Annotated in this window: 18 protein-coding genes; 6 read left to right on the forward strand and 12 right to left on the reverse strand. The window is 48.4% G+C overall.

The features are described from left to right. Positions 1-158 precede the first annotated feature (158 nt). From putP to BIZ37_RS20385, 5 genes are all read right to left on the reverse strand, one after another. The gene (gene putP, locus BIZ37_RS20365; protein ID WP_187463058.1) at positions 159-1,655 is read right to left on the reverse strand and encodes a sodium/proline symporter PutP; all 1,497 of its coding nucleotides are present in this window, start codon (positions 1,653-1,655) and stop codon (positions 159-161) included. A gap of 136 nt (positions 1,656-1,791) precedes the next feature. Continuing rightward, positions 1,792-2,484 (reverse strand): aldehyde dehydrogenase family protein, encoded by a 693-nt coding sequence (locus BIZ37_RS20370; RefSeq protein ID WP_222939756.1) that lies wholly within the window; start codon positions 2,482-2,484, stop codon positions 1,792-1,794. A 28-nt stretch (positions 2,485-2,512) separates the two neighbouring features. Continuing rightward, on the reverse strand, positions 2,513-5,647 hold the full coding sequence (putA, locus tag BIZ37_RS20375; protein ID WP_187463074.1) for a bifunctional proline dehydrogenase/L-glutamate gamma-semialdehyde dehydrogenase PutA: 3,135 nt from the start codon (positions 5,645-5,647) through the stop codon (positions 2,513-2,515). A gap of 518 nt (positions 5,648-6,165) precedes the next feature. Further along, complete coding sequence (locus BIZ37_RS20380) at positions 6,166-6,957, reverse strand: AraC family transcriptional regulator (RefSeq protein WP_187463060.1); 792 nt, start codon at positions 6,955-6,957, stop codon at positions 6,166-6,168. A gap of 212 nt (positions 6,958-7,169) precedes the next feature. Continuing rightward, on the reverse strand, positions 7,170-7,451 hold the full coding sequence (locus BIZ37_RS20385; protein WP_187463061.1) for a hypothetical protein: 282 nt from the start codon (positions 7,449-7,451) through the stop codon (positions 7,170-7,172). A gap of 59 nt (positions 7,452-7,510) precedes the next feature. On the opposite strand from BIZ37_RS20385, the gene BIZ37_RS20390 reads away from it, so the two are divergent. The 3 genes from BIZ37_RS20390 (at position 7,511) to BIZ37_RS20400 (ending at position 10,312) form a co-directional block, all read left to right on the forward strand. Next, positions 7,511-8,470: an AEC family transporter gene (locus BIZ37_RS20390; RefSeq protein ID WP_107299429.1), complete on the forward strand. Its 960-nt coding sequence runs from the start codon at positions 7,511-7,513 to the stop codon at positions 8,468-8,470. 802 nt (positions 8,471-9,272) lie between these two features. Further along, the gene (locus tag BIZ37_RS20395; RefSeq protein ID WP_187463062.1) at positions 9,273-9,983 is read left to right on the forward strand and encodes a PAS domain-containing protein; all 711 of its coding nucleotides are present in this window, start codon (positions 9,273-9,275) and stop codon (positions 9,981-9,983) included. Between the two features lie 155 nt (positions 9,984-10,138). Continuing rightward, complete coding sequence (locus BIZ37_RS20400) at positions 10,139-10,312, forward strand: addiction module component (RefSeq protein WP_187463063.1); 174 nt, start codon at positions 10,139-10,141, stop codon at positions 10,310-10,312. A gap of 58 nt (positions 10,313-10,370) precedes the next feature. Here the strand turns inward: BIZ37_RS20400 and pdxH are convergent, their stop codons facing one another. Further along, positions 10,371-11,015, reverse strand: a complete 645-nt coding sequence (gene pdxH / locus BIZ37_RS20405; protein WP_187463064.1) for a pyridoxamine 5'-phosphate oxidase — start codon at positions 11,013-11,015, stop codon at positions 10,371-10,373. 176 nt (positions 11,016-11,191) lie between these two features. Between pdxH and BIZ37_RS20410 the strand changes: the two genes are divergently transcribed. The 3 genes from BIZ37_RS20410 (at position 11,192) to BIZ37_RS20420 (ending at position 16,500) form a co-directional block, all read left to right on the forward strand. Then, positions 11,192-13,024: an ATP-binding protein gene (locus BIZ37_RS20410; RefSeq protein WP_187463065.1), complete on the forward strand. Its 1,833-nt coding sequence runs from the start codon at positions 11,192-11,194 to the stop codon at positions 13,022-13,024. Next, entirely contained in the window at positions 13,021-14,295 is a 1,275-nt protein-coding gene (locus BIZ37_RS20415; RefSeq protein WP_187463066.1) for a sigma-54 dependent transcriptional regulator, read from the forward strand. Before BIZ37_RS20410 ends, BIZ37_RS20415 begins: the two co-directional genes overlap by 4 nt. A 219-nt stretch (positions 14,296-14,514) precedes the next feature. Continuing rightward, the gene (locus BIZ37_RS20420) at positions 14,515-16,500 is read left to right on the forward strand and encodes an EAL domain-containing protein (RefSeq protein WP_187463067.1); all 1,986 of its coding nucleotides are present in this window, start codon (positions 14,515-14,517) and stop codon (positions 16,498-16,500) included. A 92-nt stretch (positions 16,501-16,592) separates the two neighbouring features. Here BIZ37_RS20420 and BIZ37_RS20425 read toward each other — a convergent pair whose 3' ends face one another. From BIZ37_RS20425 to BIZ37_RS20450, 6 genes are all read right to left on the reverse strand, one after another. Beyond that, on the reverse strand, positions 16,593-18,245 hold the full coding sequence (locus tag BIZ37_RS20425) for a DUF342 domain-containing protein (RefSeq protein WP_187463068.1): 1,653 nt from the start codon (positions 18,243-18,245) through the stop codon (positions 16,593-16,595). A gap of 175 nt (positions 18,246-18,420) precedes the next feature. Then, entirely contained in the window at positions 18,421-18,828 is a 408-nt protein-coding gene (locus BIZ37_RS20430; protein WP_187463069.1) for a hypothetical protein, read from the reverse strand. A gap of 244 nt (positions 18,829-19,072) precedes the next feature. Further along, positions 19,073-19,816 (reverse strand): phosphatase, encoded by a 744-nt coding sequence (locus BIZ37_RS20435; protein ID WP_187463070.1) that lies wholly within the window; start codon positions 19,814-19,816, stop codon positions 19,073-19,075. Then, entirely contained in the window at positions 19,816-21,942 is a 2,127-nt protein-coding gene (locus BIZ37_RS20440) for a tRNA(Met) cytidine acetyltransferase TmcA (protein ID WP_187463071.1), read from the reverse strand. The genes BIZ37_RS20435 and BIZ37_RS20440 overlap by 1 nt, the downstream gene beginning before the upstream one ends. A gap of 145 nt (positions 21,943-22,087) precedes the next feature. Then, entirely contained in the window at positions 22,088-23,062 is a 975-nt protein-coding gene (locus tag BIZ37_RS20445) for a ParB/RepB/Spo0J family partition protein (RefSeq protein WP_187463072.1), read from the reverse strand. 7 nt (positions 23,063-23,069) lie between these two features. Then, on the reverse strand, positions 23,070-24,142 hold a 1,073-nt coding region (locus BIZ37_RS20450; protein WP_187463073.1), incomplete at its 5' end, for a ParA family protein.

The raw sequence follows: 24,142 nt of genomic DNA on the forward strand, positions 1-24,142 counted from the left end.
GAATATACGTACTGCACTATTTTTTGGTCCGATTTGTTTAAGTGGTTACTATTTAGTCAAAAACACTATCAAAACTTTGCTTTGCAGATAAAAAAACGGCTTCCCTGCTGGGAAGCCGTTTCCATAACTTGGCTTAGCCGATTAGCTCATCCGCCAAATTACTTGAACTCTACCAAGTTCTTCTGGTAAGCCTCGAACTGCTCTTCAACCGCTTTCGACGCACCGCCTGTTGCCTTGCTCACCGCCACAATGGCGACTGTCGCAAAGATAAAGCCTGGGACGATTTCATAGAGATCGAAGATACCGCCAGTTAGCTGCTTCCAGATCACTACGGTCATGGCACCGATAACAATACCTGCCAACGCGCCGTTTCGGTTCATTTCTTTCCAGAATAGGCTTAACAGCAAAGCCGGGCCGAATGCCGCACCGAAACCAGCCCATGCGTAAGATACAAGGCCCAGTACTGTACTGTCAGGGTTCATCGCAAGCATCAGGGCAATAATAGACAGCGCGACAACCGCAATACGACCAACCTTCACAATCTCTTCCGATGTCGCCTGTGGACGGAATACCTGCTTGTAGAAGTCTTCAGCCAGAGCCGATGATGACACCAGCAGCTGGGAGTCAGCAGTACTCATGATCGCAGCTAGGATAGCCGCCAGCAAAATACCGGCAATCACTGGGTGGAACATCGAGTTCACCAGCAGCATGAAGATACGCTCACCGTCATCAAGGTTACCTGCCAGCTGGTTATCGACAAACAAGATACCGACTAGGCCTACCAATACAGCACCAGCCATAGACAATGCCGTCCAACCAACTGCGATACGGCGGGCAGTAGCGATATCGGCGTTGCTGCGGGTCGCCTTGAATCGCGCCAGGATGTGCGGCTGGCCGAAGTAACCCAAGCCCCAGGCTGCTAGCGAGATAATCGCAATTGCTGATAGCGGCTCACCCTTGATGTCATTGAACAATGTCATCAATTCTGGGTTCTTCGCTTCCAGTGCCATTGCCAAATCGCTTGGCGAGCCGTTCATTGCGGCAATCGGCACAATCAGCAGTGCCGCAGACATCAACAAACCCTGTACCAAGTCAGTCCACGATACTGCAAGGAAACCACCGAACAAGGTGTACGAAACCACACAAACCGTACCGACAACAACCGCGATAGTATAATCAAGGCCGAAGACGGTTTCGAACAACTTACCGCCGGCAACCAAACCCGAGCTGGTGTAGAAAAGGAAAAACAGCAAGATAAAGAATGCTGAAATAGTTTGGATCAGCTTGGATTTATCGTCAAAGCGACGGGCCAGGAATTCCGGCATGGTCAATGCGTTATCAGTAGTAATACTGTATGTACGCAGGCGCTTGGCACAAATCAGCCAGTTCAGCCAAGTACCCAGTAGCAGGCCACCCGCCAGCCACAGTGACTCCATCCCTGCGGCATAGGCGTAACCCGGCAGGCCAAGTAGCAACCAGCCACTCATATCCGATGCACCGGCAGACAGCGCAGCAGGCCATGGCCCGAGTGTACGGCCACCCAAGAAGTAATCCGCTGAGTTCGACGTGCGTTTATACGCAATGTAGCCAATGGCCAACATACCGATCAGGTAGGCGATAAACGTTGCTGTAATAGCAAAGCTATTCTCTATCATTGTTTGAGTTCCCTCACTTAAAGCCCCCGTCCATAGCGGGGGCATTTTGGTTATAGCGCTGACAATCAGCGATGGGTTGCTTAGTGGCCGCAGGCAGGTTGCAAGCTAGTTCCCTGTTCAAGCGGCCCAACCCGGGTTAGTGTTCCTCACCACTCCCCAACTCAAGCAGGGTGGCATTACCACCAACTGCTGTGATGTTGATTGTCCGCGTCCTTTCGGTCACAAAACGCAGTGAGTATGTTGGGCTGCCGATCACCGGTAGCTTGTCGGTATCAGTTTCACTGATCAGCTGGGCAAGCAGGCCGTCTCGGGCAGCAAGTTGGCGCGCAAGCGCCTGGGTTGTCGACAGTTTGCCGGCATAGGCCACACCTGCAATAGCAGGATGGCTGACCAAGTCGGCAAGCTGGTCATTATCGATAGCGGTGATCACACCGCCGGCACAGCCGCTTTTCTCCAGCTGTGCCACGATCTCTTTGGCCTTTAGTGGGTAGTCTGCAGCCAGGCAAACAAAAACAGTATTACCAGTCACCAGTGCAGCCGTAAGCTGGCCGACCAATGCCACTAATGGGGTCTCAGTGTCGGCAGTGACGATAAAGCTGCCACGTCCGGCACAGTAAAGCTCATTGGTTTCACCGGTTGGGCCCGGCATCAATAAAGTCGGTGCCACATGTTCTTCGGCATGGCTGCACTGAAATTCCACCATGGCGCGGCATTCTGCAGCCAGTTGGTCGGTCCAATGGCGCAAGATACGGGTACGGGCTTCATAGCCCAGGTTATTCCAGCCTTCCCATGCCGCAGAGCTTGTATTTACCAATGTTTGAATAGTCATGATCACTCCTTAAATTTCTCGACGGCCATTAGGCTTCAACACAGTCTTGGGTAAAGCGGTATAGGTAGTGCGGGCCACCGGCTTTCGGGCCAGTGCCTGAAAGTCCCTGACCACCAAATGGCTGGACACCCACTACCGCACCAACCTGATCACGGTTGATGTAGCAGTTGCCGACACGGGCACGGCGCTCGATATGGCTGTAGGTACGCTCGTTTCGGCTGTGTACACCCATCGTTAGGCCAAAACCGGTCTGGTTGATTTGGTCGATGACCTGATCCAGCTCGTTCGCTTTGAAACGGACGATATGTAGGATCGGACCGAAGTTTTCATTTTTCAGAACATCAATAGATGGAATTTCAAATGCCGACGGTGGTACAAAATCACCATGCTGGCAGCTCTGTGGAATAGTGGCCTGCGCCACCAGTTTGGCTTGGTTTTTCAGTGACTGGATATGGGTCAGCAGCTTGTCGCGGGCCGTTGCATCAATCACCGGGCCAACATCAGTGCTGTGAAGCTCAGGACGGCCGACAGACAGCTCTGCCATCGCCCCTTTAATCAGGCCAATCACCCTGTCAGCAATATCTTGTTGGATAAACAGCACGCGCAAAGCAGAACAACGCTGGCCTGCCGAAGCAAAGGCTGAACGCACCACATCACGTACCACCTGCTCTGGCAGGGCAGTACTGTCTACCAACATGGCATTCTGGCCACCGGTTTCAGCAATAAATGGCACAGGCTCACAGTCACGGGCAGCAAGGCTGCGGTTAATACGTTGGGCAGTTTCGGTTGAACCGGTAAATGCCACCCCGGCAATACGCGGATCAGATGTCAGTGGTGCACCCACTTCGGCACCGGTTCCCGGCAGCAGCTGGATAGCACCGGCAGGAACGCCGGCTTCAAGCATCAGTTCAATGGCACGGAAGGCAATCAGCGAGGTTTGCTCGGCAGGTTTTGCGACGACGGTATTACCCGCAACCAACGCGGCAGAAACCTGACCAAGGAAGATCGCCAATGGGAAGTTCCATGGGCTGATACAGGCAAAGACACCACGGCCTTGGTAACTCAACTGACGGGTCGTGCCGTCAAAGCCCATCACTGGCTTGGGCTGGGAAAACTCTTCAGCGGCCTGGTTGGCATAGAAGCGGCAGAAGTCCACCGCCTCACGAATTTCATCGATACCGTCTTGGATGGTTTTACCCGCTTCACGGTGGCAAAGGGCAACGAGCTCACCGGTATTTTCTTCGAGCAAGTCAGCCAAGCGTTGCAGGCAAGCTGCACGCTCTGCGGCTGGCAGGGCTGACCACTGCGGGTAGGTCTCCGCCGCAATGGAAATAGCTTCATTGACTTGGGCTGTATTGGCAAATGCCACGTTACCCACACTTTCGCGACGATCATAAGGCGCAGTGACGGCAAAAACCCTTTCACCAGCCTGCAAGGCAACCCCATTGATGATAGGGCCAGCCTGCCACTGATGGTTGGCAAATGCCTGGACAGATTCACTGAATGGCTGCCATTGCGAAGCAATCTCGATATTTACACCCGCAGAGTTCTTACGCTCTTCACCGAAAATTTGCGGCGGTAGCGGGATCAAGCTGTTGTGCAAGGTCGGGCGGGATTTTAGGGTATCAACCGGGTGCTGGATCAGGCTTTCCACTGGACAGTTGGCATCGACCAAGCGGTGGACAAACGAGCTGTTGGCACCGTTTTCCAACAAACGGCGAACCAAGTACGGTAGCAAATCTTTATGGCTACCGACCGGCGCATAGATCCTGACATTGGTCTGGTGCATCTCCATCACATGGTTGTAGAGCGCATCCCCCATACCATGCAGGCGCTGGAATTCGAAATTACGGTGTGATTGTGCCATCGCCATAATTGCCGACACGGTGTGGGCATTGTGGCTGGCAAACTGCGGGTAGATTAGGCCATTGAGATGAGACGACAACAAGAAACGGGCACACGCCAAGTAAGATGCATCGGTCGCTTCTTTGCGGGTGAACACCGGGTATGCGCTGTAGCCACTTTGTTGTGACAATTTCAGTTCGCTATCCCAGTAAGCCCCTTTTACCAAGCGCAGCGGGATCACATCCCCCTGCTCCTTCGACAGTGCAGCCAACCATGCCAGTACCGGCAAAGCACGCTTCGAGTATGCCTGTACCACCAAGCCAAAGCGTCCCCAGCCTTTAACCTCTTCCGAGCGGTAAAGCTTTTCGAATAGCTTCAGCGACAGCTCAAGGCGATCGGCTTCTTCGGCATCAATGGTAATACCAACATTGAGTTCGCGGGCACGCTTCAATAGCGAAAGGACCGACTGGTACATTTCTTCCAGTACACGGGCTTCGTTCGCCACATCATAACGAGGATGCAGGGCAGAAAGCTTGATAGAGACTGTTGGGTCCGGCGAGCGGGTATTGCTGCCTTGTTCGCTGGCATAGCTATCACGGCCTACCGCCTCAACAGCCATGACGTAATCTTTGAAGTATTTTTGTGCATCCTGGGCAGTCAGTGCCGCTTCGCCCAGCATGTCGAAAGAATAGGTAAAGCCTTGGTCGCGTTTACCTTTACCGTTCTTCATCGCCTCGGCAATGGTACGGCCTAATACAAACTGGTGGCCCATGATTTTCATGGCCTGGTTCATAGCCTGGCGGATCACCGGCTCGGACATCTTGTTAACCAAGCGGTTGATGACATGGCTAGCTGCGCCATCTTCCTTGGCATCAAGGCTGACCACTTTACCAGTCAGCATCAGCCCCCAGGTGGAAGCATTGACGAATAATGAATCGGAGTTTTTCAGGTGGGACTTCCAATCCGCCACGCTGAGCTTGTCACGGATCAGGGCATCGGCTGTCGCCGCGTCTGGGATACGCATCAGCGCTTCAGCCAGACACATCAGCAAGATCCCTTCTTTGGTGTCCAGGCTGTATTCAAGCAACAGGGCATCAATCATCTGAATTGCATTCTGATCAGCCCTAACCCGCTCAATCAAGCTAGTGGCTTGTTCTGATGTGAACTGCCTCTCCTGCTCTGTTGGCTCGGCCAACGGCATCAACTGCGCTAGCCATTGTGATTCATCCACGCTGTAAAGGGGTGAAATCTGTGACCAGAGCTCATCCAGTGGACGCCCAATAAAACTAGGCTGAAGTACTTCTGCCGCATTGAACATAGTGATTCCCTCAATAGTATGCCGGTTCAGGCAAACAGCATTTTCCATTACTTGCTGCCCCCTGCCCAAGAAAAATGTTACATCAGTGTTACCATTGAGGGGATTTTATTTTCCGCCACTCCGATAGTCTTGCTATATTCTCCGATACTTTTTAGAAAAAGTCCGGCCTTTAACAAAAATTGACAGGGATTTTTTAGAAAACGTGCATTTTTACGTAACCAGCAGCCAAATTTTGCTGAAGAAACACACAACGCTGGAACAATGATCAAGAGAAAGAGGAAGCATGATCAAGAGTGATCCACAGGGAAATATGCACACTACATCCAATAGATAGGTAAAAAAGAAACAGGTTTGACGTTGTTTGCTACAAACAGGCAACAAACCCAGTCGCTGTAAAGTAACGCGATAGCCACTTTGTTAACTGGGCGAGATGCAAAAAGTAGAAAGAAACAGGCAGTTAAGAAACAGGGACTTAAGAAAAAAGAGAGTAACTGAAGTAATAGGGAAGCCTGACTCTACTAGCCAGATGGGTTTTCACGGCGATAGCGTGCCGGGGGCTTGCCAAATAACCGGGTAAAGGCCTGGGTAAAACTACTCTGGCTAGCAAATCCCGTGCTTTGTGCCACCTGTGCAACACTCAGCTGGGACTCCTCGATCAGATCCCGGGCGAGCTCCAGTCGCTTCTTCAACACATATTGGTGAGGCGTTACGCCGGTTTGCTCTTTGAACAAGAAATGGAATTGACTCTCGCCCAAAAAAACCAGTCCCGCTAACTGGGCAACCGAGATTTTCCTGGTCAGGTGCTGGAGAATGTACTGATCAATGACATCCATATTAAGCCGGTATGACTGGCGATCATCTTTAAGCGGTTTAAAATGGCGGTGCAGTACACACATCAGGGTATCGGTACAGGCTCTGCTAAGCAGCAAATCATCAGGATGGGCAGCAATCTCGGCGGTCAGAACCTGAATGAGGTTCTGGGCCTGTCGGTCAAGATGAAAATAGCCAGATTGATCAAACAAACGGGCGATATGATCCTGAGTGTAATTTGCCTGATACTGCTCAGAGGCAACATTGAGCACCAAGATTTCATTATTGCCAATACCAGAAAAGGCATGTTCCGAGTCCGCCGTCACCAAACAGCCCTGGCCGGGGCAAACTAAGTTTCCCGCCCCTTCAATATCAAACTCAGTCTGACCAGATAGCCCAATAACCACCTGATTATAGCCGTGATTGTGGTGATCCATCTGTTCTGGCAGTTTAACAATTTCTGAAGGTTTGAATATTGACGAGTTTAGCTTTTCTTTCATGCTAAATAACCGAGGATATGACGGTGATTCTTAGCGCGATAATACCATATTTCCTCACATAGCTATACTTCGGAACAATGATCAAGTGAGGAGTTTTTACGGCCGGTGTCATTCTGACCTTATTTTGCTGATTTTAGAACCAGTTAACTGCAAACACCAATAGCTAAACAACGGCGGCCTAACCAAAGAAACATGAATTAATAGACTATTTTTCAATCAGTTAAGCTAATATGCACTGTTTGAGTTTTTATCAACAGTTCACTTGCTGAATCTTTGCACAACCGGAAATGACAAGCAACTTGATCATTGTTCTGGGCCAAACCGCTTTGATCATGATCTAACTTGATCATCGTTCCAGTCGGAAAGACAATGCCCGTTAAACCGCTTCCCTTGATCATCGTTCCATCTACTTTCAGTATGTTGCCACTATATCGAGCGCATCTTCGCCACTGCTGGCCATAAAGAAACAGATCGATACAATGATCCTTGATCATGTTTCCTCCCTTGATGCTATTTGTGTTACAAATAGCATTCTTAATAGGGATAGGCGACCATGACAGAACTGCTTGCACAATTACATTATTCATTTTCTATTACCGGCCCCATCTTCCTAATGCTTGGCCTCGGGATTTATCTCAAGCGTATTGGCATGCTGACGGAAGACTTTATCGAAACCGGCTCCAAGCTGGTTTTCAACCTCACTTTGCCCGCAATGCTGTTTTTGAGTGTTGCCCGCTCCAATATCTCAGAAATTGGTAACCCTGATTTGTTGTTGTTTGCACTCGCGGCCAATATCCTGACTTATATCTTGTTCGAGTTACTGGCCAACAAGGCAATAAAACAGAAAAAAGATCGTGGGGTTGTTGTCCAAGGGGCTTTCCGTGCCAACACCGGCATCATTGGTTTGGCCTATGCCAGTAACGCTTTTGGTGACACCGGCCTGGCATTGGGTTCACTCTACGTCGCCGTAATTACTGTTGCCTACAATATCCTTGCGGTTATCACCCTGTCGCGTTCAAACCCAAACCTACCTAGCCTCAATGCGAGTTTCCTCCTTCGCTCGATTATTAAAAACCCGCTGATCATCAGTATTCTCTGCGCGTTGCCTTTTTCTGTTTTTACCATTCCGTTACCAGAGATCATTACCAAATCTGGCGGCTACTTTGCAGGGATGACGCTGCCGTTGGCACTACTTTGTACAGGGGCAAGTTTGGACTTTAACCAGTTGCGCCAAGAACCAACCAATACGCAGTTTGCCAGTGTCGGTAAATTGATCATTGCCCCGCTGCTTATCACCCTTGCAGGGATTGGATTGGGATTCAGGGATCTCGAATTGGGCCTTATTTTCCTAATGAGTGCAGCGCCGACGGCCGCCGCCAGTTATGTCATGGCAAGGAATATGGGAGGCAACGCCTATCTGGCAGCCAATATAATCGCCGTCACGACACTCGGTTCCATATTCTCCAGTAGCTTAGGTATCACCTTGTTAAGGACATTTAATTTCGTGAATTAAGCACTCATTGTGGTTTGGCATTAATAACCCTTACCAAACCAAGGGATATAAAAAGCTCAACATAACGACCAAAGTCTCAGGGATTTTGGTCGTTTTTTATTTGTGAAATAAGTTTTGTGTGAAAATAACTGCACTTGGCAAATAAAACTATAGTGCGATGATGTGATAATTAGATATATAAAAGCCAATGATTGCAGATGTATGCATATCTGGACAACACTCTTCAGCCCTGTCATCCCAGTGTTTTGCAACAGAGCTAAAAAGGCTGATTTCGCCATAAAAAAACTATGCAAAATATCTGAATAAGCTCTCTTTTTTCTTTCTCGCCCCTATTCATCCCTACTAGGATAATACCAATAAAACATACTAAGCAATTGTATGCTTTGGTTTTCATAACATGCCACCTTGATCTGAATACACATTGTAAACTTGATGTCAATAGGTGATTTCCCCCCTTACTCCCCCTAGACACTATTGTTATAGTACTTTCCGTAGACAGGGGACGGTGTTCACCGCTTTCTGTTTACAGTATCCAACTTTGGATACATGCCAAGCGGGTTTACTTTGGTATACACCCTCATACCAAGGAATATGAATCTGATTGGATACCTCTTCTACACGTCGTACAGGATTGTGCTCTTCGGAGTCAAACTCTTGTCTTTGCCGGCCTATTAGGCCGGCTTTTTTTTATCATTTTTTACAATTGTGCCCAAAAACCCGTCACTCAGATATTGTAACCTCTGCCCATTCAATTACACTTCATGATTGCAACTGCTCTATTCTATTAACTCAGGCACACGTAGTGAAAAATAAAGTAGAACCCTCTTTACTACATATATTTAATCAACTCCCAGGATGTTGGGGATGTAAAGATAAGGATTCAGTCTTCGTTTATGCTAATTCCGAGTACGGGAATATCATTGGTGTTGATCACCATTTAGATTGTATTGGCCGTACCGATTTCGATATGCCAAGCCCTACTGTTGAATGTGCAGAAGCTTTTCGAGAACAAGATAACCTGGTCATAACATCCGGAAAAAGAATGCGGGTATTAGATATTCACCCCTATTCGGATGGAAGTTGGCGTGCACACTTATTCACTAAAACGCCGTGGAAAAATGAAGAAAACGAAATAGTCGGGACCATCTTTTCTGGTGTCGAACTCAAAGATACTGCAGTACTCGAAGTTGGCCACTGGATATGCCGTGCTGCCGGTATCGACCCGAAAGAGCAAGCCTCCTTCAACCTAGATCTCAACCACAATGCCATCAACCTCAACACCCGCGAATCAGAAGTCCTGTTCCTCCTGCTCTACGGCAAGAAACCCCAGTACATCGCAAAGGTGCTCGGGGTATCAGTAAAAACGGTTGAGAATTATGTCATTCGCCTGCGTGAAAAATTTAACGCACGCTCCAAAAATGAATTGATTGATATTGCACTCGATCTCGGCTTTGGCTCGCATATTCCTGAAAGTATGCTGAAACGCCAGCTATCAGTGATATTGAAAGAGTAACGGTACGCGGCTAACCCCAAAACACGCAGACTAAGTTTACTTTTTTGCAATCCAAAGCCTGTTTCCAGATCAATTTTTGTACTGGGCCAATTTTCTATAATTCGCCCAGTTCTTAAATTAAACGGCCGAAGAGCCAACTATCAGCTGGAAATACCATGAAGCAATTTACAATTACCTACGTTGTCCACCCTCATTTCAACATCCCTTGCAAATACCAGATCCAAGCGGTGAATGAGATCGAATCTATTGCCAGTGCTGAAAAGGCATTGAAAGTCCGCCACCCAGAAGGCGTCAGCATTGTCACCAGCCAACAGCAATTGGTCGCATAAAAAAAGAGCAGCGATGGCTGATCTTTACCCCGAATTAGAACGGGGCAGGTACCATGAATTATGGTGCAAGACGTTCGATATCCCACGACTCACTGCTTTCTTCGCAGCGGGTATACAAGAACCTGTCGTGTAAGCGGTTTGCCCCGCCCTGCCAAAACTCAATCGAGTTGATTTTAACCCGGTAGCCACCCCAAAATGTCGGGACAGGCACGTCACCTTTGGCAAATTTCTCTTTGAGCTCAAAGAATTTGCTTTCCAGCGCCTGCCTTGCCGAAATACGTGAGCTTTGCTTGCTTGCCCAAGCCGCAATCTGGCTCTCTTTCGGTCGCGACGAGAAATATTTCAGCACTTCCATTTTGGAGAGCTTCTCTGCCGTTCCTGTAAGGTGAACCTGTCGCTCGAGTGGGTGCCAAGGGAAATGTAGGCTGATCTTACTATTGTCAGCCAACTGCGAGGCCTTGCGGCTACCAAGGTTGGTATAGAAGACAAACCCGTCTTTATCAAAGTGCTTCAATAACACAATACGCTGATAAGGCTGACCGTGTTCGTCAACCGTCGCCACAGTCATCGCTGTAGGATCAGTGAGCTTTGCCTCTATCGCCTGTTCCAGCCAGGTATTGAATAGTTGTTCCGGTTGCTCCGGCAGATCATGACGGCGCAACCCACCCTGTGTATAGTCACGACGAATATCAGACAATTCCATTGTTATCTCCGCTGATTCTTTATATGTCTCTTATAACGCTGAAATTGTGCGCTTAGTCTTGTTGAAACACAAGTAAATTGCCCAAAAGCCTTTTTGACCTACCACTATGCAACCAAGCTCGACGTTTCCACAGGATTAATTTGCTACATTGGCTTAAAAAAGGCCTTCACCTTCATATGTCGAGCAAAAAGCAATTCTTTTATTTCGCCCTGCTGGTTGGCAGTGTTAGCACCATGCTTATCGGCTGGCTTACTTTCTCACAAGTCCAGCAACACCTCAGCGAGAAAATTACCTCTGATGTTGCCCAATTGGGTAACAAAATAGACAGCCAGCTTGAACGCTACAGCCAATTGCCCGAAGTGCTTGCGAGTGATCCCCGCCTGCTTCCTCCACTTCTCGACGCCATTAGTAACCGTAAAGCAGGACCCATGGATAGCCAGTACCAGCCTGTCAGCCAATTACTCGCCCAATGGAACCAAACCCTCGGTGCTGACACCCTGTACCTAATAGACATGGCCGGAACGACCCTGGCTTCAAGCAACTGGCAGCAAGCCGATTCATTTGTCGGACAAAATTTTAGCTACCGCCCCTATTTCCAACAGGCAGCCAGTGGACAACACGGCCAATATTTTGCCCTTGGTGCTCGGTCAGACAAACGCGGCTATTACTTCTCAGCCCCGGTAAAAAACGATCAGCGCATCATCGGTGTACTGACCATCAAGGTTGACCTGTCGCTGTTAGCCGATATCTGGCAATACGAAGATATCGAATATGCCATTACCGATGAGCTGGGCATTATCTTCTATAGCTCTGAGCCTGAGTGGCTTTATCACTCCCTGGCCTTATTGAGCGAAGGCATTAGGCAACAAGTCAAACAATCACGACAATATGGCCAGGTCGATATTGCCGCGCTGACCGAAGCTACCAGTCTGGCGGCATTCAATCAGCAAGAGATCCAAGCTTTACGTCAGCTTCCTGATACGCCAGCTAAAACGTATATCACAGCCCAGCACAATATGGATAAAGCCGGGTGGTATATCTATGGCTTAACTCCGCAAACCAGGGCCTTTGAATACATGGGTCAGGTGCTACTGCTGTTTGTGCTGATCTACACCTTACTGTGCATTGCCGTCCATTCTTGGTGGCAAACTTACCGAGCTAGGATAGCGTTGGCTAACCTCAATAGCCGCTTGGAAAAGCGGGTTAGTCAACGCACCCGTCGGCTGCAAGAAACCAACGAGCAACTCAAGATCACGCTAAACCAATACGAACACAGCCAAGCAGAGTTAAAACAGACTCAAGACGAATTGCTCCAGGCGGCAAAACTAGCGATGCTAGGGGAGCTATCAGCAAGCATCAACCATGAAATCAACCAACCGCTCGCTGCAATACGAACCTATGCCGAAAATGGCCGTAGGCTATTGGAGAAACAACGCTATGACACTGTTGGCCGTAACCTTGATGAAATCATTCAACTCAATAAATTGATCGCTGAGATTATTGCGCGGTTCAAAGTCTTTGCCCGCAAGCAGAATTTGCAGCAAACCACACAACGGGCGAACGCCGCCGACTCTATCCGCTCAGCGTTATCTTTAATGCGTAGCGCGCTGATCAAGCAAGGCGTAATACTGCGACTGGAGGATTTTCCCGAAGACATAATCATCAACATCGATGCCGTACAGTTTGAGCAGGTACTGGTCAACCTTATCCAGAACAGCCTGCAAGCACTCAAAGATCAGCCTGAACCACAAATTGGCATAACCCTCAGCGCCGACTCAGGTCAAGCGTTATGCTGTGTATGGGATAACGGTCCAGGTTTAAGCCCAGAACAAAAACAACAGGTTTTTGACCCGTTTTACACGACCAAAGAAGATGGTTTAGGCCTTGGCATGACCATCTCAAGACGCATTATCGATGCCTATCAAGGTGCGATCAGTGTCAAAGACCACCTAGGAGGTGGTGCCGAGTTTACTGTTTCCTTGCCATTAACTAACGAGATCACCCCATGAATACCCAAGTCATGTTTATTGATGACGAGAAATCCATCCGCGATGCGCTGGGCCAGACCCTCGAGCTCGAGGACTATGACGTCAGCCTTTTTGCCAGTGCCAAGCCCGCACTGGAGCAACTGACCACTCAGTTTGCCGGGGTGATCATCTCAGATATCAATATGCCAGGTATCGATGGCCTGACGTTTCTCAAGCAGGCTCTGGCCATGGATCCCGAACTGTCAGTTATTATGCTGACCGGACACGGGGATATATCAATGGCCGTGGAAGCGATGCGGCTTGGCGCGTATGACTTTCTAGAAAAGCCGTTTTCAACCGAGCACCTGCTCGATGTGGTCAAGCGCGCTAGCGAGAAACGCGAACTCGTGATGGAAAACAGGGATCTGCGCCGAGAGCTAGAAGTCCAAAGCGGGCCGGGGCCACGGATATTGGGTAATGACCCATCGATCAAACAGCTGCGAAGGGTTTTAGCTCACCAGTCAAAAACGCACTCGCCATTGTTTATCCACGGCCCGAGCGGTTGCGGCAAAGCCCTCGTCGCCCGTTTCGTCCATGACCATGGCCTACAACCTCAGCAGCCTTTCCTAGCGATTGATTGCAGCTCTGCAGGTGCAGAGGGGCAACTCAATGAGCTTATGGCAATGCCTGAAACACCCTTTGCTACCCTTTACCTCAAACATATCGACAGCACACCACCCCACCTCCAAGCAGGATTACAGGCCTATATCGAGGCACTGTGCATGTGCAATATTATCCCAGCCCGGATTATCGTCAGCGCTGATAACGACAGCCACCAACAATGCCAGGCGGGTTTCCTACATAACCTCTACTTCAAGTTGGGTTTCATTTCTCTAGATCTGCCACCACTTAGCCAGCGACGAGAAGATATCTCCCTGCTGTTCCACAACTTCCTGCGAACAGACTGCAGCCGCTTTGGCATAGAGCCACCCCATATCGACAACCAACTTGAGCAGTGGCTCAAAGATCAAAATTGGACAGGTAATGTTCGTGAGCTTAGACAGTTTGCAGAACGCTATGCCTTGATGGGGGCCAAAGCTATTGCCCCACAACATCATGACCCCAGCCAGCAATCACTGGCTGCAACACTGGCAGAGCGAGTCGCCGATTTTGAATGTAAAGTGCTGCATGATGCACTCAACCGTCATCACGGCAGGCTCAAAGAAGTCCAGCAGGAGCTAGGCCTTGCGCGTAAAACCCTGTACGACAAGATGAAGAAATACCACATCGACAAGAACGAATTTAAAGCCTAACCGCATAGCAATGTCGCCATGGGTCAAACCAGACTGCAATCCGTAGCGACATTGCAAATTTCTTCGAAGCATCTTCCGGAAATTTCATCTCCTTAATTTCAACAGAACGAGTTACAGATAAAGTTTGGTAACTTGTCACTTTACAAAGCAACAATGACCTCCTCAGTCGCCTGAACGCTTCCTGACACCTAATTCTCTTCAAGCTTGCTGAGATAATTTATGAATTTATTCCGCTATACCTACACTTGGATTGCCTGTTGTCTGACAGTGCTATTGGTCTGCTCAATTGCGCTCAATGCTAGCAGCATTAGGGCCACCTTAGTCGCCCAAACCGAACTTAAGCTACAATCGACAGCGACTTTCCTTGAGCAGATGCTGATGCCTGTTAGTCCAGTCCCCTCCGAACCAAGCAGGGAAATAAAAACGGTACCAGACTACCCAGCTATTTTGGCGCAGCTTCAACTCGTATCACCTTCGCTCGATATACAATTACATGTCTTAACAACAAATGAGCGGCTCTCCCTCGCAGCACCAGTCAGCAAGGCAACAAACACACTGCTCTCATTGTCACCGCACATCATGAAAGTTCTCTGGCCATCACTATCGCTTCAGCGGACACTGCTAGAGGATAATAAGCAGGCTATTAGCTACACCATTTCAATGCCTATCGATACAATCAACAATGCCTTCCTGCAACAATTATTACCCGGCACCTTGCTAGCCATCAGCCTACACCTAACTAGCATGCTTGCCCTCTTCTTCTCGCTAAGGTGGAAGCTATTGCCCCTTTCCCAGTTAGCCCAGCAACCGATATCGCTCAAAGGCCAACTTCCCGCTATTGTGCCAAACAGTATCGAGGCCAAGGCATGGTTAACCATGCAGGATCATTTCAAGAATCAACTGGCTGACATTTTCAGGCAGCAGGCACTCGAGGCTAACAACCTAAAAGCACAGGCTTATCAAGATAAAGTGTCGGGATTAGGCAACCGGCACTATTTCATCAACCAACTGAATGCATGGCTTAATAACCCGCAGCAAGCCGGTCTCATTTTGCTAAGAACAACTTTACTCGATGAAGTCTACCAGCAACATGGTTTTGAAAAGGGTGATAGCTTTACCCGGCAACTCGCTGACGAGTTCAACAGCAATATTGTCCATGTAAATATTTATCTCGCCCGATTATCATATGACGAGTTCGCAGTCTTACTACCCAATATTTCCACAGAAAAACTCAAGCTTATCGCCGAGAGCATGCACACGGTTCATCAGCAGCTAGAGAAAAACTACCGGGGTGATATATCCGACAGCGTCTTCAGCGGCCTATTGGCCATCGAGCAACCTAGCAATGCAAGCAGTGTCCTGGGCCAACTTGACAACATTCTGGCCCAAGCAACCCGAAACCCTGCAGAGCCTATACTGCTGGCAGCCAACCCGCACCAAGTCCCTAGCTTCGGTAAACAACAATGGAAGTCGTTATTGCTAGAAGCCATTGAGCACGGTGCGATGGATTACAAATACCAACCGGTACTCAACGAACATCACCAGCAGTACCACCTCGAAGTTTTCTCGTCGCTGAAAGCGAAGCAATCATGTTATCAAGCGAGCCAATTCTTGGGGGCTATCGAAGATGTTGGAGCCGGTGTACTGCTTGATAAACATGTCATTGCCGAGCATATCAATATATTGAATGCAGACCCCAGTCGGGGCCCGTTTGCTATCAACCTCACTTCAAACAGTATCACCGATCCATCTTTTAACCGATGGCTTGACCAAGCCCTATCACGCAATCAACACCTTGCTGAACGGTTGCATTTCGACATACCAGAGTCCTGCTTCATCCAAACACCTGATGCCTGCAGTTTGTTGTGCTCAGTCATTCGCTTTTACAAATTTAACTATGGCGTTGATGGCTATGGCCGCTACTTCAAATCATTAGCTTATTTAGAAGAGTTTCAGCCAGACTATGCTAAAGTCGATTTTTCTTATACTCACCAATTGAATGATGAACTGAAAAAGCAATTGCTCTCATCTATCTGCCGCAGCGCGCATAGCCTCAATATCATGACGATTGCCACCCGGGTAGAGACAGAAACGCAGCTCGAAAGGTTATCAGACTTATTTGTGAGTGGTTTCCAAGGTTTTTACACCGAGCAGAAGCAAAGGGATAAACAAGCCACACAACGTCCCCTCTTAGCAGACCATTAGCTTTTTTGATTAGATTGACGGTAGGATTAACTGAATGCTGGAAGGTGATTTACAGTGTAAATTTAATTTACACTGTAAATCAGCACAATCCATTACAGCGGTGAGCACTGGAAAACCTGCTCTGTAATATGGAGTTTGCAAGGGCCGTGATCTTGATCTATCACTAGCTTCTCTTTTTCAAGCTGGCTCTGCACACCAGAATACAATCGATTAAAGGCAGTAATCGTGACCCTGGTTTTCAGCTCTTCATATTCATCACGGAGTTGCTGGTAATCCGTTTCTAAATACGTTATTTGCGATTTATGCTGTTCAGCAGCACTCTGAATGCGCTCACTTAATTCGATTGGACGCTTATGTTCTGGCAGTTTGAGTAACTTAAGCTGTGCTTGCCGTATCTTCTCAACATTCTGAAGTTCTATTTGATAATCTCGATGTTTGTCCTGCACTTGCTGCTGAAGGTATTCAAACTTGGTAAACGCATTGACCACGGTAGGGATACCTGCAAGGGCACCGAGGTTCACGGTACGGATACTGTACCCCGCTTCAGTGACACCGCCACTCAGCGTCCCCTGACGCTTGAACTGATCCATCACCACGACTTCACCTTCGGCTCGGATCACACAGTGGAGGACATGAAGGGTAAACTGCGCGTTCTGACCACAAGAGATTTCTGCGAACTGGGCAAATTTACTGGTCACATTACCTTTGGCTTCGACCTTACACGCTAGCTTGGCGTCCTGTTGTTTACGTCCGATTATCCCTTTTATTATGGAAATATCACCTCCCGCTTTCAGCTCGGCCAGTTCAACGAAGCCGGCTACCGTAATATTCCCTGTGGCAGAAACACGCATACCGGGCGTTACATCGCCGGTTATTAATATGCTGCCATCGAAATGAATGTGCCCCGTAGCAACATTTACCCCCTTCAAGGTCAATGCTTCATCAACCTGCATCCCCCTGCCTTTACGTACGGGGATCCCTGACTGTTCAGCCAGTAAAAGGTTTGGGTCTTGATCACTTATCATCGTGCCTTCACCCGGTTGAAATTCACTGTCTTTACCAGGCTTGGCCGCTAAAGCTTTCCCCTGAACAGTAAAACCCGGTACGCCTTCTGTAGCAGGAATACGTTTCAGCAATGGCTGACCGACTTTTACCGTAATTAGCTCACCCAAATCAAGCATATCGACCTTGCCATCATCGCCAAGTTTAGGCTTGAGTATACGGTGGCTGGCATCTTCAACTAAAGGTTCAAAACGCGCGTCACGCCCATGTTCTGGCAAGCGGCCAAAGGCAATAGGAAGGGTAAGTTTTTCTCCGGGTGCCAACTGTTGTGTTTTTTCAAGCAGTTGGTGAAGCTGAGTTTTACGGATGCCTTTAACAATGCGGTTTTGCTTGAGGGCTTCAAGAATATCAGCCCCGGTCAGAGGATTACCGCCAAAAGGTCCAATAACGGTAATAGAGGCACGCATAAAATCGGGGTCTGCCTTAACCACCAAGCTCGCATCGCGTCTTTCGGCGATAACAATAGGGTCTATTGAAGCAATCTCGGCTTCCAGTTGTTGCTCTGGGGACGTTGCTGCTAATGCAGAGTCTATTGCTTTTTCATAGAGGTAAAATGCCCCAGCCCCAAGGCGATGAAGCTGTTCAAGTAACAGCGCCCTTGTAGGAACCGATTCTTGGCTGGGGGGCGCCGCGAATAACACTGATTGTCCATCATCAGAGATACGCAGAAAAAGTTCTGCCATATCAACTCCTTCTAACTGCTATTAGCGAACACTAAACGTAATGTAGCTCCTCAATAGTACAGTAACGAAACCGTTACCAAGTATTTGTTAAGTCACAATTTTATCTGAAAAAAGTCTATCGCATTATCATAAACAATAGATTGCATATGGATTATTGCAAGAAATTGAAGACAGATCAGACTAGAGCAATTGCTTTAATCTGTTGCTCGGTGAGCCAACTATCTGTCACAAAGATGTAGCTATGGTATGAGGGATGCTTCTTGTTCACCGAGATGGTATCTTTGCGCAGGAACCCCTCTAGCCTTCCTACCGGTTGCAGATAAAGCTGATAACAAGCGGTTAGCGGGAGCAACGCAGACGATTCAATATAGATACACTGGCGGCTAAGACGGTTAGCCGTTACCTTGACACCCGAGTCATGACTATCAATATTTTCGCCACAGCTGAGTAAGTGTCCATATAGCCGGCCAGCGATACCTCCTCGTCCAACAGAAAAGCATCTTTCAACGCTGGCATCGTTGTTATAAAGGGAGGGATGAAACAATTCTTTTAGCGCAGGGGATAATTCTTTAACTAAACTCATGCTCTCTCCTTATTATTATTTTGTGACTGTCACTACGAGCAAGCAGCTAGGTAAGTTGCTTCCCTAGCAAGCCACAAATATTGCGGGGATTATATAACCGTAGTCAACAAGACAAACTAATTCAAATTTAGATCACATTAGTCTCATAGGTAGGATTTACAGTGTAAATTCCAACAATAAAAAAAGGCAGCCAACGCTGCCTTTCGTGAAATAATCAGTACTGAAATTTACAGTGTAAATCAGCTTATCTTAATGGCTGAAATTCACTAATTGGTGCACGCCCTCGTCGATGCAGGAAATCCAAGAATCGTGAAGCACTTGTCGTGACAATACTCGATTCATCAACTTTGGCTTTCTCAAACAACGCCAACGCAGAATCAAACTTGCCAACATCATAAGCGAAATGAGCATCAGACCCGGTGGTAAATTTAACACCAACTTCTTTACCTATCTCGGCGATGCGCTCACAACGAGGTTGGCTACCAACCCGGGACCCCGACAGAGAAGAGTTATTTATCTCGATCAAAACATTGGCATCGGCCGCTGCTGCTAACACCTGTTCGAAATCAAAATCAAAATTGGGATTCCCTAAATGTCCCAGGGCATCGACACGTCCGGAGTGAATCACATTGAGCAAAGCTTGTGTATGCGCTTCGCGGGATGACGGATTAAAAACGGGTTCATGAAAACTGGCTAGGATCCAATCCAAGTTTTCTTCAACTTTAGGCAAGATATCAATCTCCCCGTCAGTGTTCATGATATTTGCTTCGACACCACGTAAGATCCCAACCCCATGCAGGAATCGGGGTAGAACCTTCTGATTGGCAAAGTGCCAAAAATGAGGGGCGCCAGGCATTGATGAGGCATGGTCGGTCACACATAATAATTGCAGGCCTTTCTCTGCTGCAGCCGCTGCATTTTCCAATACCGTACTGTAGGCATGCCCACTTGAAACAGTATGGCTATGGGTATCGACAACAAATTTCATTACTCGCTCCTTGCTAAAGAATTATTCTGTAGATCAGCACTGACAATATCACGCAGCGCTTGCTCGGCTTGCTTACGACCGGTCAATTTGAATTGGGTAACTATATCGCCCCAAGGTTTACGTTGGATGACCTTAGCAACAACCAAGTCCAAAGATGAAAGCTGTGATAGGTCCGTTGAGCTTACCAGACGTTGCCACACATACTGTTGCAAAGCTGGCAGCACTAACGCATATCCCAACCCACCAACACCAAATAAATGCAACTGCTGTTCAATCCACTCACTCGGCAATGATGTGGGGATAGGATGGAGAGAAGTCGCTTCGATCAAAAGAGGCAGAAGCTCATCGGTCGGCATCCCTTTGAACGCTTCGCAGGCATTCGCCATTAACCCTGCAGCAAATAATACCCTGGCTTTAGGAAACCAAAGCTGACCACCATCACTAATGGGTAGTACACACATCAGTGAAGGATAGCCACTTGCAGCATCCTTCTGTAATCCAAGACGAACTGGCTGGTAACCTGCACGCTGCCAAAAAGACAAAAGCTCTGGCACATATCCAAAGCTGGTCCCAAGAAAATCATAACGTGATGATGCCCACCCTCGAACAGACGCTAACAGTTGCTGGCCAATTCCTTGTTGTTGAAAATCAGGATGGACCGCAATACGGAGGATGCGGCCTGAACGTTGAACGGCCCCTTCAACAATACCGAGGTGAGCAGCAAGAGATTGGGCAAGAAGGTGGCCCCGCGGTCTTCGTTTACCAAGTAAAACTTGCTCCGCAAGCTCTTCGCCAAAACCACCTTCGTCAACGATTAAACAACAGCCAAGTACGTTGTCGCCATTGCGGCAAAGCCAAATGTGCAAGGCATCATCGTCGAGCAAATTCACCAAGTCTGCTGGTGAAGTCTGGTAATGGGCATTGACCAGCAAACCAAAGAGTGAAGACAATAAAATCGGTGAACTTAGTAGCTGAGCTTTATCTAGGTATTCATAACTTGCAGTAGCTGGATCAAGCCCGGTGGTTGCAATCTCAGCGTCCAGCAGCAGAGTATTGAATATCCATTTTTCCAACGGATCGTTATCAGCCCAACGGATGGCTTGCTTCATCTCAAAGCTACGCCACTGAGGCATGACACAGTCCAGTTGCTGGCGGAACTTTACCGCAAAACCACGACCTGTGCCCTCATAGCCATGAACCGTACTGGAAAAAACTAAACGATTAAAAGTCGCCAACAAAGATTGGAGTACCGGTGAAGGGATGGCTGCGGCTTCATCAACAAACACCACATCAGCAGATGGAAGCCCGGTCAATAGTGCGTCCGGTGCGATAAATTCGATACATCCTTTACCAACCTCGAGCCGTTTTTGATCGGCAAAAGCCAAACCAAACTGCTCGGCGACATGCTGGAAAACGGTTTGACTAGCAAGGTATGAAGGCGCAGTGACGACGATGTTGATATCGCGTTCGGCTAACAAACTGGCAGCAGCCAAACCAAGGGCTGCTGATTTTCCTCGCCCGCGATCTGCGGTTAACACCAATGGTCGTTTGCGGTGCCCCGTGACGACTTTGCGGATAGCCTCCACTGCACCAACCTGGCAAGCCGTCAACGCGCCAAAAGGTAAAGTAACAACTTCTGACGCCATTAATTTTGCTTCATTGCCCATCGCCGCCGGCACACAATCGACATCCGGTAATGAGGGTAAAGGTTGCTCGGCCTCCAACCAAACAACGCTGTTATGCTGCAAAAGATACTTAAGACGCTGGCAGAAGTGAGAGTCAGTTTGCTCAAACCATTCATCAGGCAATAAGAGTAATAGAACCCCACCACCAACAACGGTACCAGACAGGGCACCTAAAGCTTGCGCATCAATACCGTGATGGCCATTGATTGTGAGCATCTGGCATTCTCTGCCCAACCACAACTTGGCTTTTTTGAAGGGAATAGTTTCGAGGCCATCAAACAATGGCTCGCCGCAGAAAAGTTTATCAGCATAGTGCTGGCTGAAGGCTTCAACCACTTTTTCCGACCACGCCTTACCGCCCTTGGCGACAACAAGGTGGCGGATATTTTGTTGGGCCGCACGCTCGGCGAGCTTACGGCAAAAAAGAGAAAGTTGGGACATGCTATGACTCAATGGCAAACAACAATTTGATAATACCAATATGCCGATAGCGGTGCGAAAAAAAACCACGCCCTTGAGCGTGGTTTACAATCAAATTACCAACTGGCTTGATTCAAGCCAGCCAAACGGTGGAAGGCAAAAGCCACTATTTCAGGTAATCAGCCAGATAAGAGAGGATTTCATCTGCCTGTCGTTCAGTCAGTTTCTTCAATTTGAGTTGAAGCTTATCGCCATCACGCAGATAGCTGATCTTACCTTTGATCAAATCTTGAGGTTTCGGCTTCTCTACTTCCACTTTAGGTTGCAGGGTTTCACCGATCTGCTCAAGTTTGCCCGTCACTTCGCGGGTAATACGGGTAATGCCTGAGGCATCAATACTCTTCCACATCGCCTCATCACCAGATGAGATCTCGCTGACGAACAACTTTTGCTGATCCTTGCTAAGGCCAAAGAACAAACGGTGCAATTTGACGATAGTCGGACGGCCCAGTTCACCCACACTTGGGTAAGCCATCAGAAGTTCCATTGGCAATGAAGCGGCTTTCAACGCACCACTGACTAAGGCTTCGCTGCACTGGCAGTATTTCGCCAATTCTTTTTGATCAGCGACTTTGCCAGCATCAAGCAATGCCTGCATTTCCTTACCGCGCTCGAAAAGCGATAACGGTTTATGTGCATTTGCCACATCAGACAAGAACTTGGCATGTTCGCTGTTAATCCCTTTACCGACATAGATAAGGAAATCTTTCTCGGCCAGGATACACGACATGCGACGGCGGCTACCGTCAAGGACTTCAATCCTGCCATCATCCAGCCAGCGGCCCACTGCAGGGTATTGTTGACCACGATCTTTGAGCGTATTAAGGATATCAGCCAGTGCATGTTCGTTCAGGAAGGCCTGCTCACGGGCATTTTCAGCAAAAACACGTGTTTTCTCAGCAACCTGATTGGCCTGGATTTTAACCAATTCAAACGCAACGGTTTCCTCGCCGGCAACAGCCAGTTCAATCACCGACGCCTTGTCGCGGGCGGCTGTCTGGGCTTCCGTCGGCGTAGTCGCTCGCCGCTTGTCCGCTTTGCCGAACAAGCGCGCATTCAGATCTTTGGTTTTAATCGCCATCCGTTAATTACTCCCGGTTCAGGTTAGCCCAGTGAGAGTGCATCACACGCTCTAACTCAAGGCCAACACGTTGGATCGCTTCTTGCGCTGTCGAAAGGGTTTTCTTACCCCCTTCAAATTCGGCTGCCGTTAGGTCGAACACAGTGCTGTAGGTATCGGCACAAGTCTCGAAAGCACGGCTACGCGGCACCGTTGCCATCATGACTTGATCTCGAAGCAGGTAATTCATTTCGGTCAGTACCGATACTTGCTTCTTGTTGTCATCCTCAAACATAGTTGGCATCAGGCGGATAAACTCCAAACCGTGCCAATCTTCGGGGAACATCTCGTAAACTGTCGGTAAATGCTGGAAAAAGTTAACCGTTGAAGCCCAGTCAAGACGCTTGGCAGCACATGGAATGATCAAGGCATTAGAGGCATACATAGCGTTCCAAACCAATGGATCAATGTGCGGGCCGGTATCAATCATGATGATATCGAACTCGTCAGCAATCGGGTCGATCACTTTTTCTTTCAGCAAGCGAACGATATTCAAGTCTTGGTTTTCTGCTAGGTCCTGCCATGCATCAGCATTAAACATCGCATCTTCAGGGAAAGCTGCAATGGTTTTCAAATTAGGGTACTGGGTAGGCATGACGACATTCCCCATCAGGAATTCTTTGTCAATTTCCTGCCCCTCAGGCACATTTTCCAACATCACATCGACGGCGGAATAGATGGTTTCCTGGTCACCCACACTGATCTGCGGATTAAGGAATAGACGTAATGACCCCTGAGGATCAAGGTCAATCAAACAGATACGGTAACGCTTATCCAAATCAAGCGCCAAACACGCAGCAAGGTGAACTGCTGTCATCGACTTGCCCGTACCACCTTTCTGGTTCTGGACATTAACAATCCATGGTTTACGACCGGCACCTTCACGCTCGTAAAAAGCAGGCTTTTTGGTCGCTTCCATCAACTGATGGGCTTCTTCCAGACTAATAGAATAGTGGTTGGCATTATTCTTTGTAAATTGATGGCCGTTAGCTTCCATTCGGGAAATCGCATCATCAAGTTTACGGCGGGTTAGGCCGGAAC

The sequence above is a fragment of the Photobacterium sp. BZF1 genome, assembly GCF_014349205.1.
Classification (GTDB): domain Bacteria; phylum Pseudomonadota; class Gammaproteobacteria; order Enterobacterales; family Vibrionaceae; genus Photobacterium.

What these genes read in the sequence shown, in the direction of transcription:
- putP (WP_187463058.1), bottom strand. Translation starts at nt 1,655, where the DNA reads ATGATAGAGAATAGCTTTGCTATTACAGCAACGTTTATCGCCTACCTG.
- BIZ37_RS20370 (WP_222939756.1), bottom strand. Translation starts at nt 2,484, where the DNA reads ATGACTATTCAAACATTGGTAAATACAAGCTCTGCGGCATGGGAAGGC.
- putA (WP_187463074.1), bottom strand. Translation starts at nt 5,647, where the DNA reads ATGTTCAATGCGGCAGAAGTACTTCAGCCTAGTTTTATTGGGCGTCCA.
- BIZ37_RS20380 (WP_187463060.1), bottom strand. Translation starts at nt 6,957, where the DNA reads ATGAAAGAAAAGCTAAACTCGTCAATATTCAAACCTTCAGAAATTGTT.
- BIZ37_RS20385 (WP_187463061.1), bottom strand. Translation starts at nt 7,451, where the DNA reads ATGATCAAGGATCATTGTATCGATCTGTTTCTTTATGGCCAGCAGTGG.
- BIZ37_RS20390 (WP_107299429.1), top strand. Translation starts at nt 7,511, where the DNA reads ATGACAGAACTGCTTGCACAATTACATTATTCATTTTCTATTACCGGC.
- BIZ37_RS20400 (WP_187463063.1), top strand. Translation starts at nt 10,139, where the DNA reads ATGAAGCAATTTACAATTACCTACGTTGTCCACCCTCATTTCAACATC.
- pdxH (WP_187463064.1), bottom strand. Translation starts at nt 11,015, where the DNA reads ATGGAATTGTCTGATATTCGTCGTGACTATACACAGGGTGGGTTGCGC.
- BIZ37_RS20410 (WP_187463065.1), top strand. Translation starts at nt 11,192, where the DNA reads ATGTCGAGCAAAAAGCAATTCTTTTATTTCGCCCTGCTGGTTGGCAGT.
- BIZ37_RS20415 (WP_187463066.1), top strand. Translation starts at nt 13,021, where the DNA reads ATGAATACCCAAGTCATGTTTATTGATGACGAGAAATCCATCCGCGAT.
- BIZ37_RS20420 (WP_187463067.1), top strand. Translation starts at nt 14,515, where the DNA reads ATGAATTTATTCCGCTATACCTACACTTGGATTGCCTGTTGTCTGACA.
- BIZ37_RS20425 (WP_187463068.1), bottom strand. Translation starts at nt 18,245, where the DNA reads ATGGCAGAACTTTTTCTGCGTATCTCTGATGATGGACAATCAGTGTTA.
- BIZ37_RS20430 (WP_187463069.1), bottom strand. Translation starts at nt 18,828, where the DNA reads ATGAGTTTAGTTAAAGAATTATCCCCTGCGCTAAAAGAATTGTTTCAT.
- BIZ37_RS20435 (WP_187463070.1), bottom strand. Translation starts at nt 19,816, where the DNA reads ATGAAATTTGTTGTCGATACCCATAGCCATACTGTTTCAAGTGGGCAT.
- BIZ37_RS20440 (WP_187463071.1), bottom strand. Translation starts at nt 21,942, where the DNA reads ATGTCCCAACTTTCTCTTTTTTGCCGTAAGCTCGCCGAGCGTGCGGCC.
- BIZ37_RS20445 (WP_187463072.1), bottom strand. Translation starts at nt 23,062, where the DNA reads ATGGCGATTAAAACCAAAGATCTGAATGCGCGCTTGTTCGGCAAAGCG.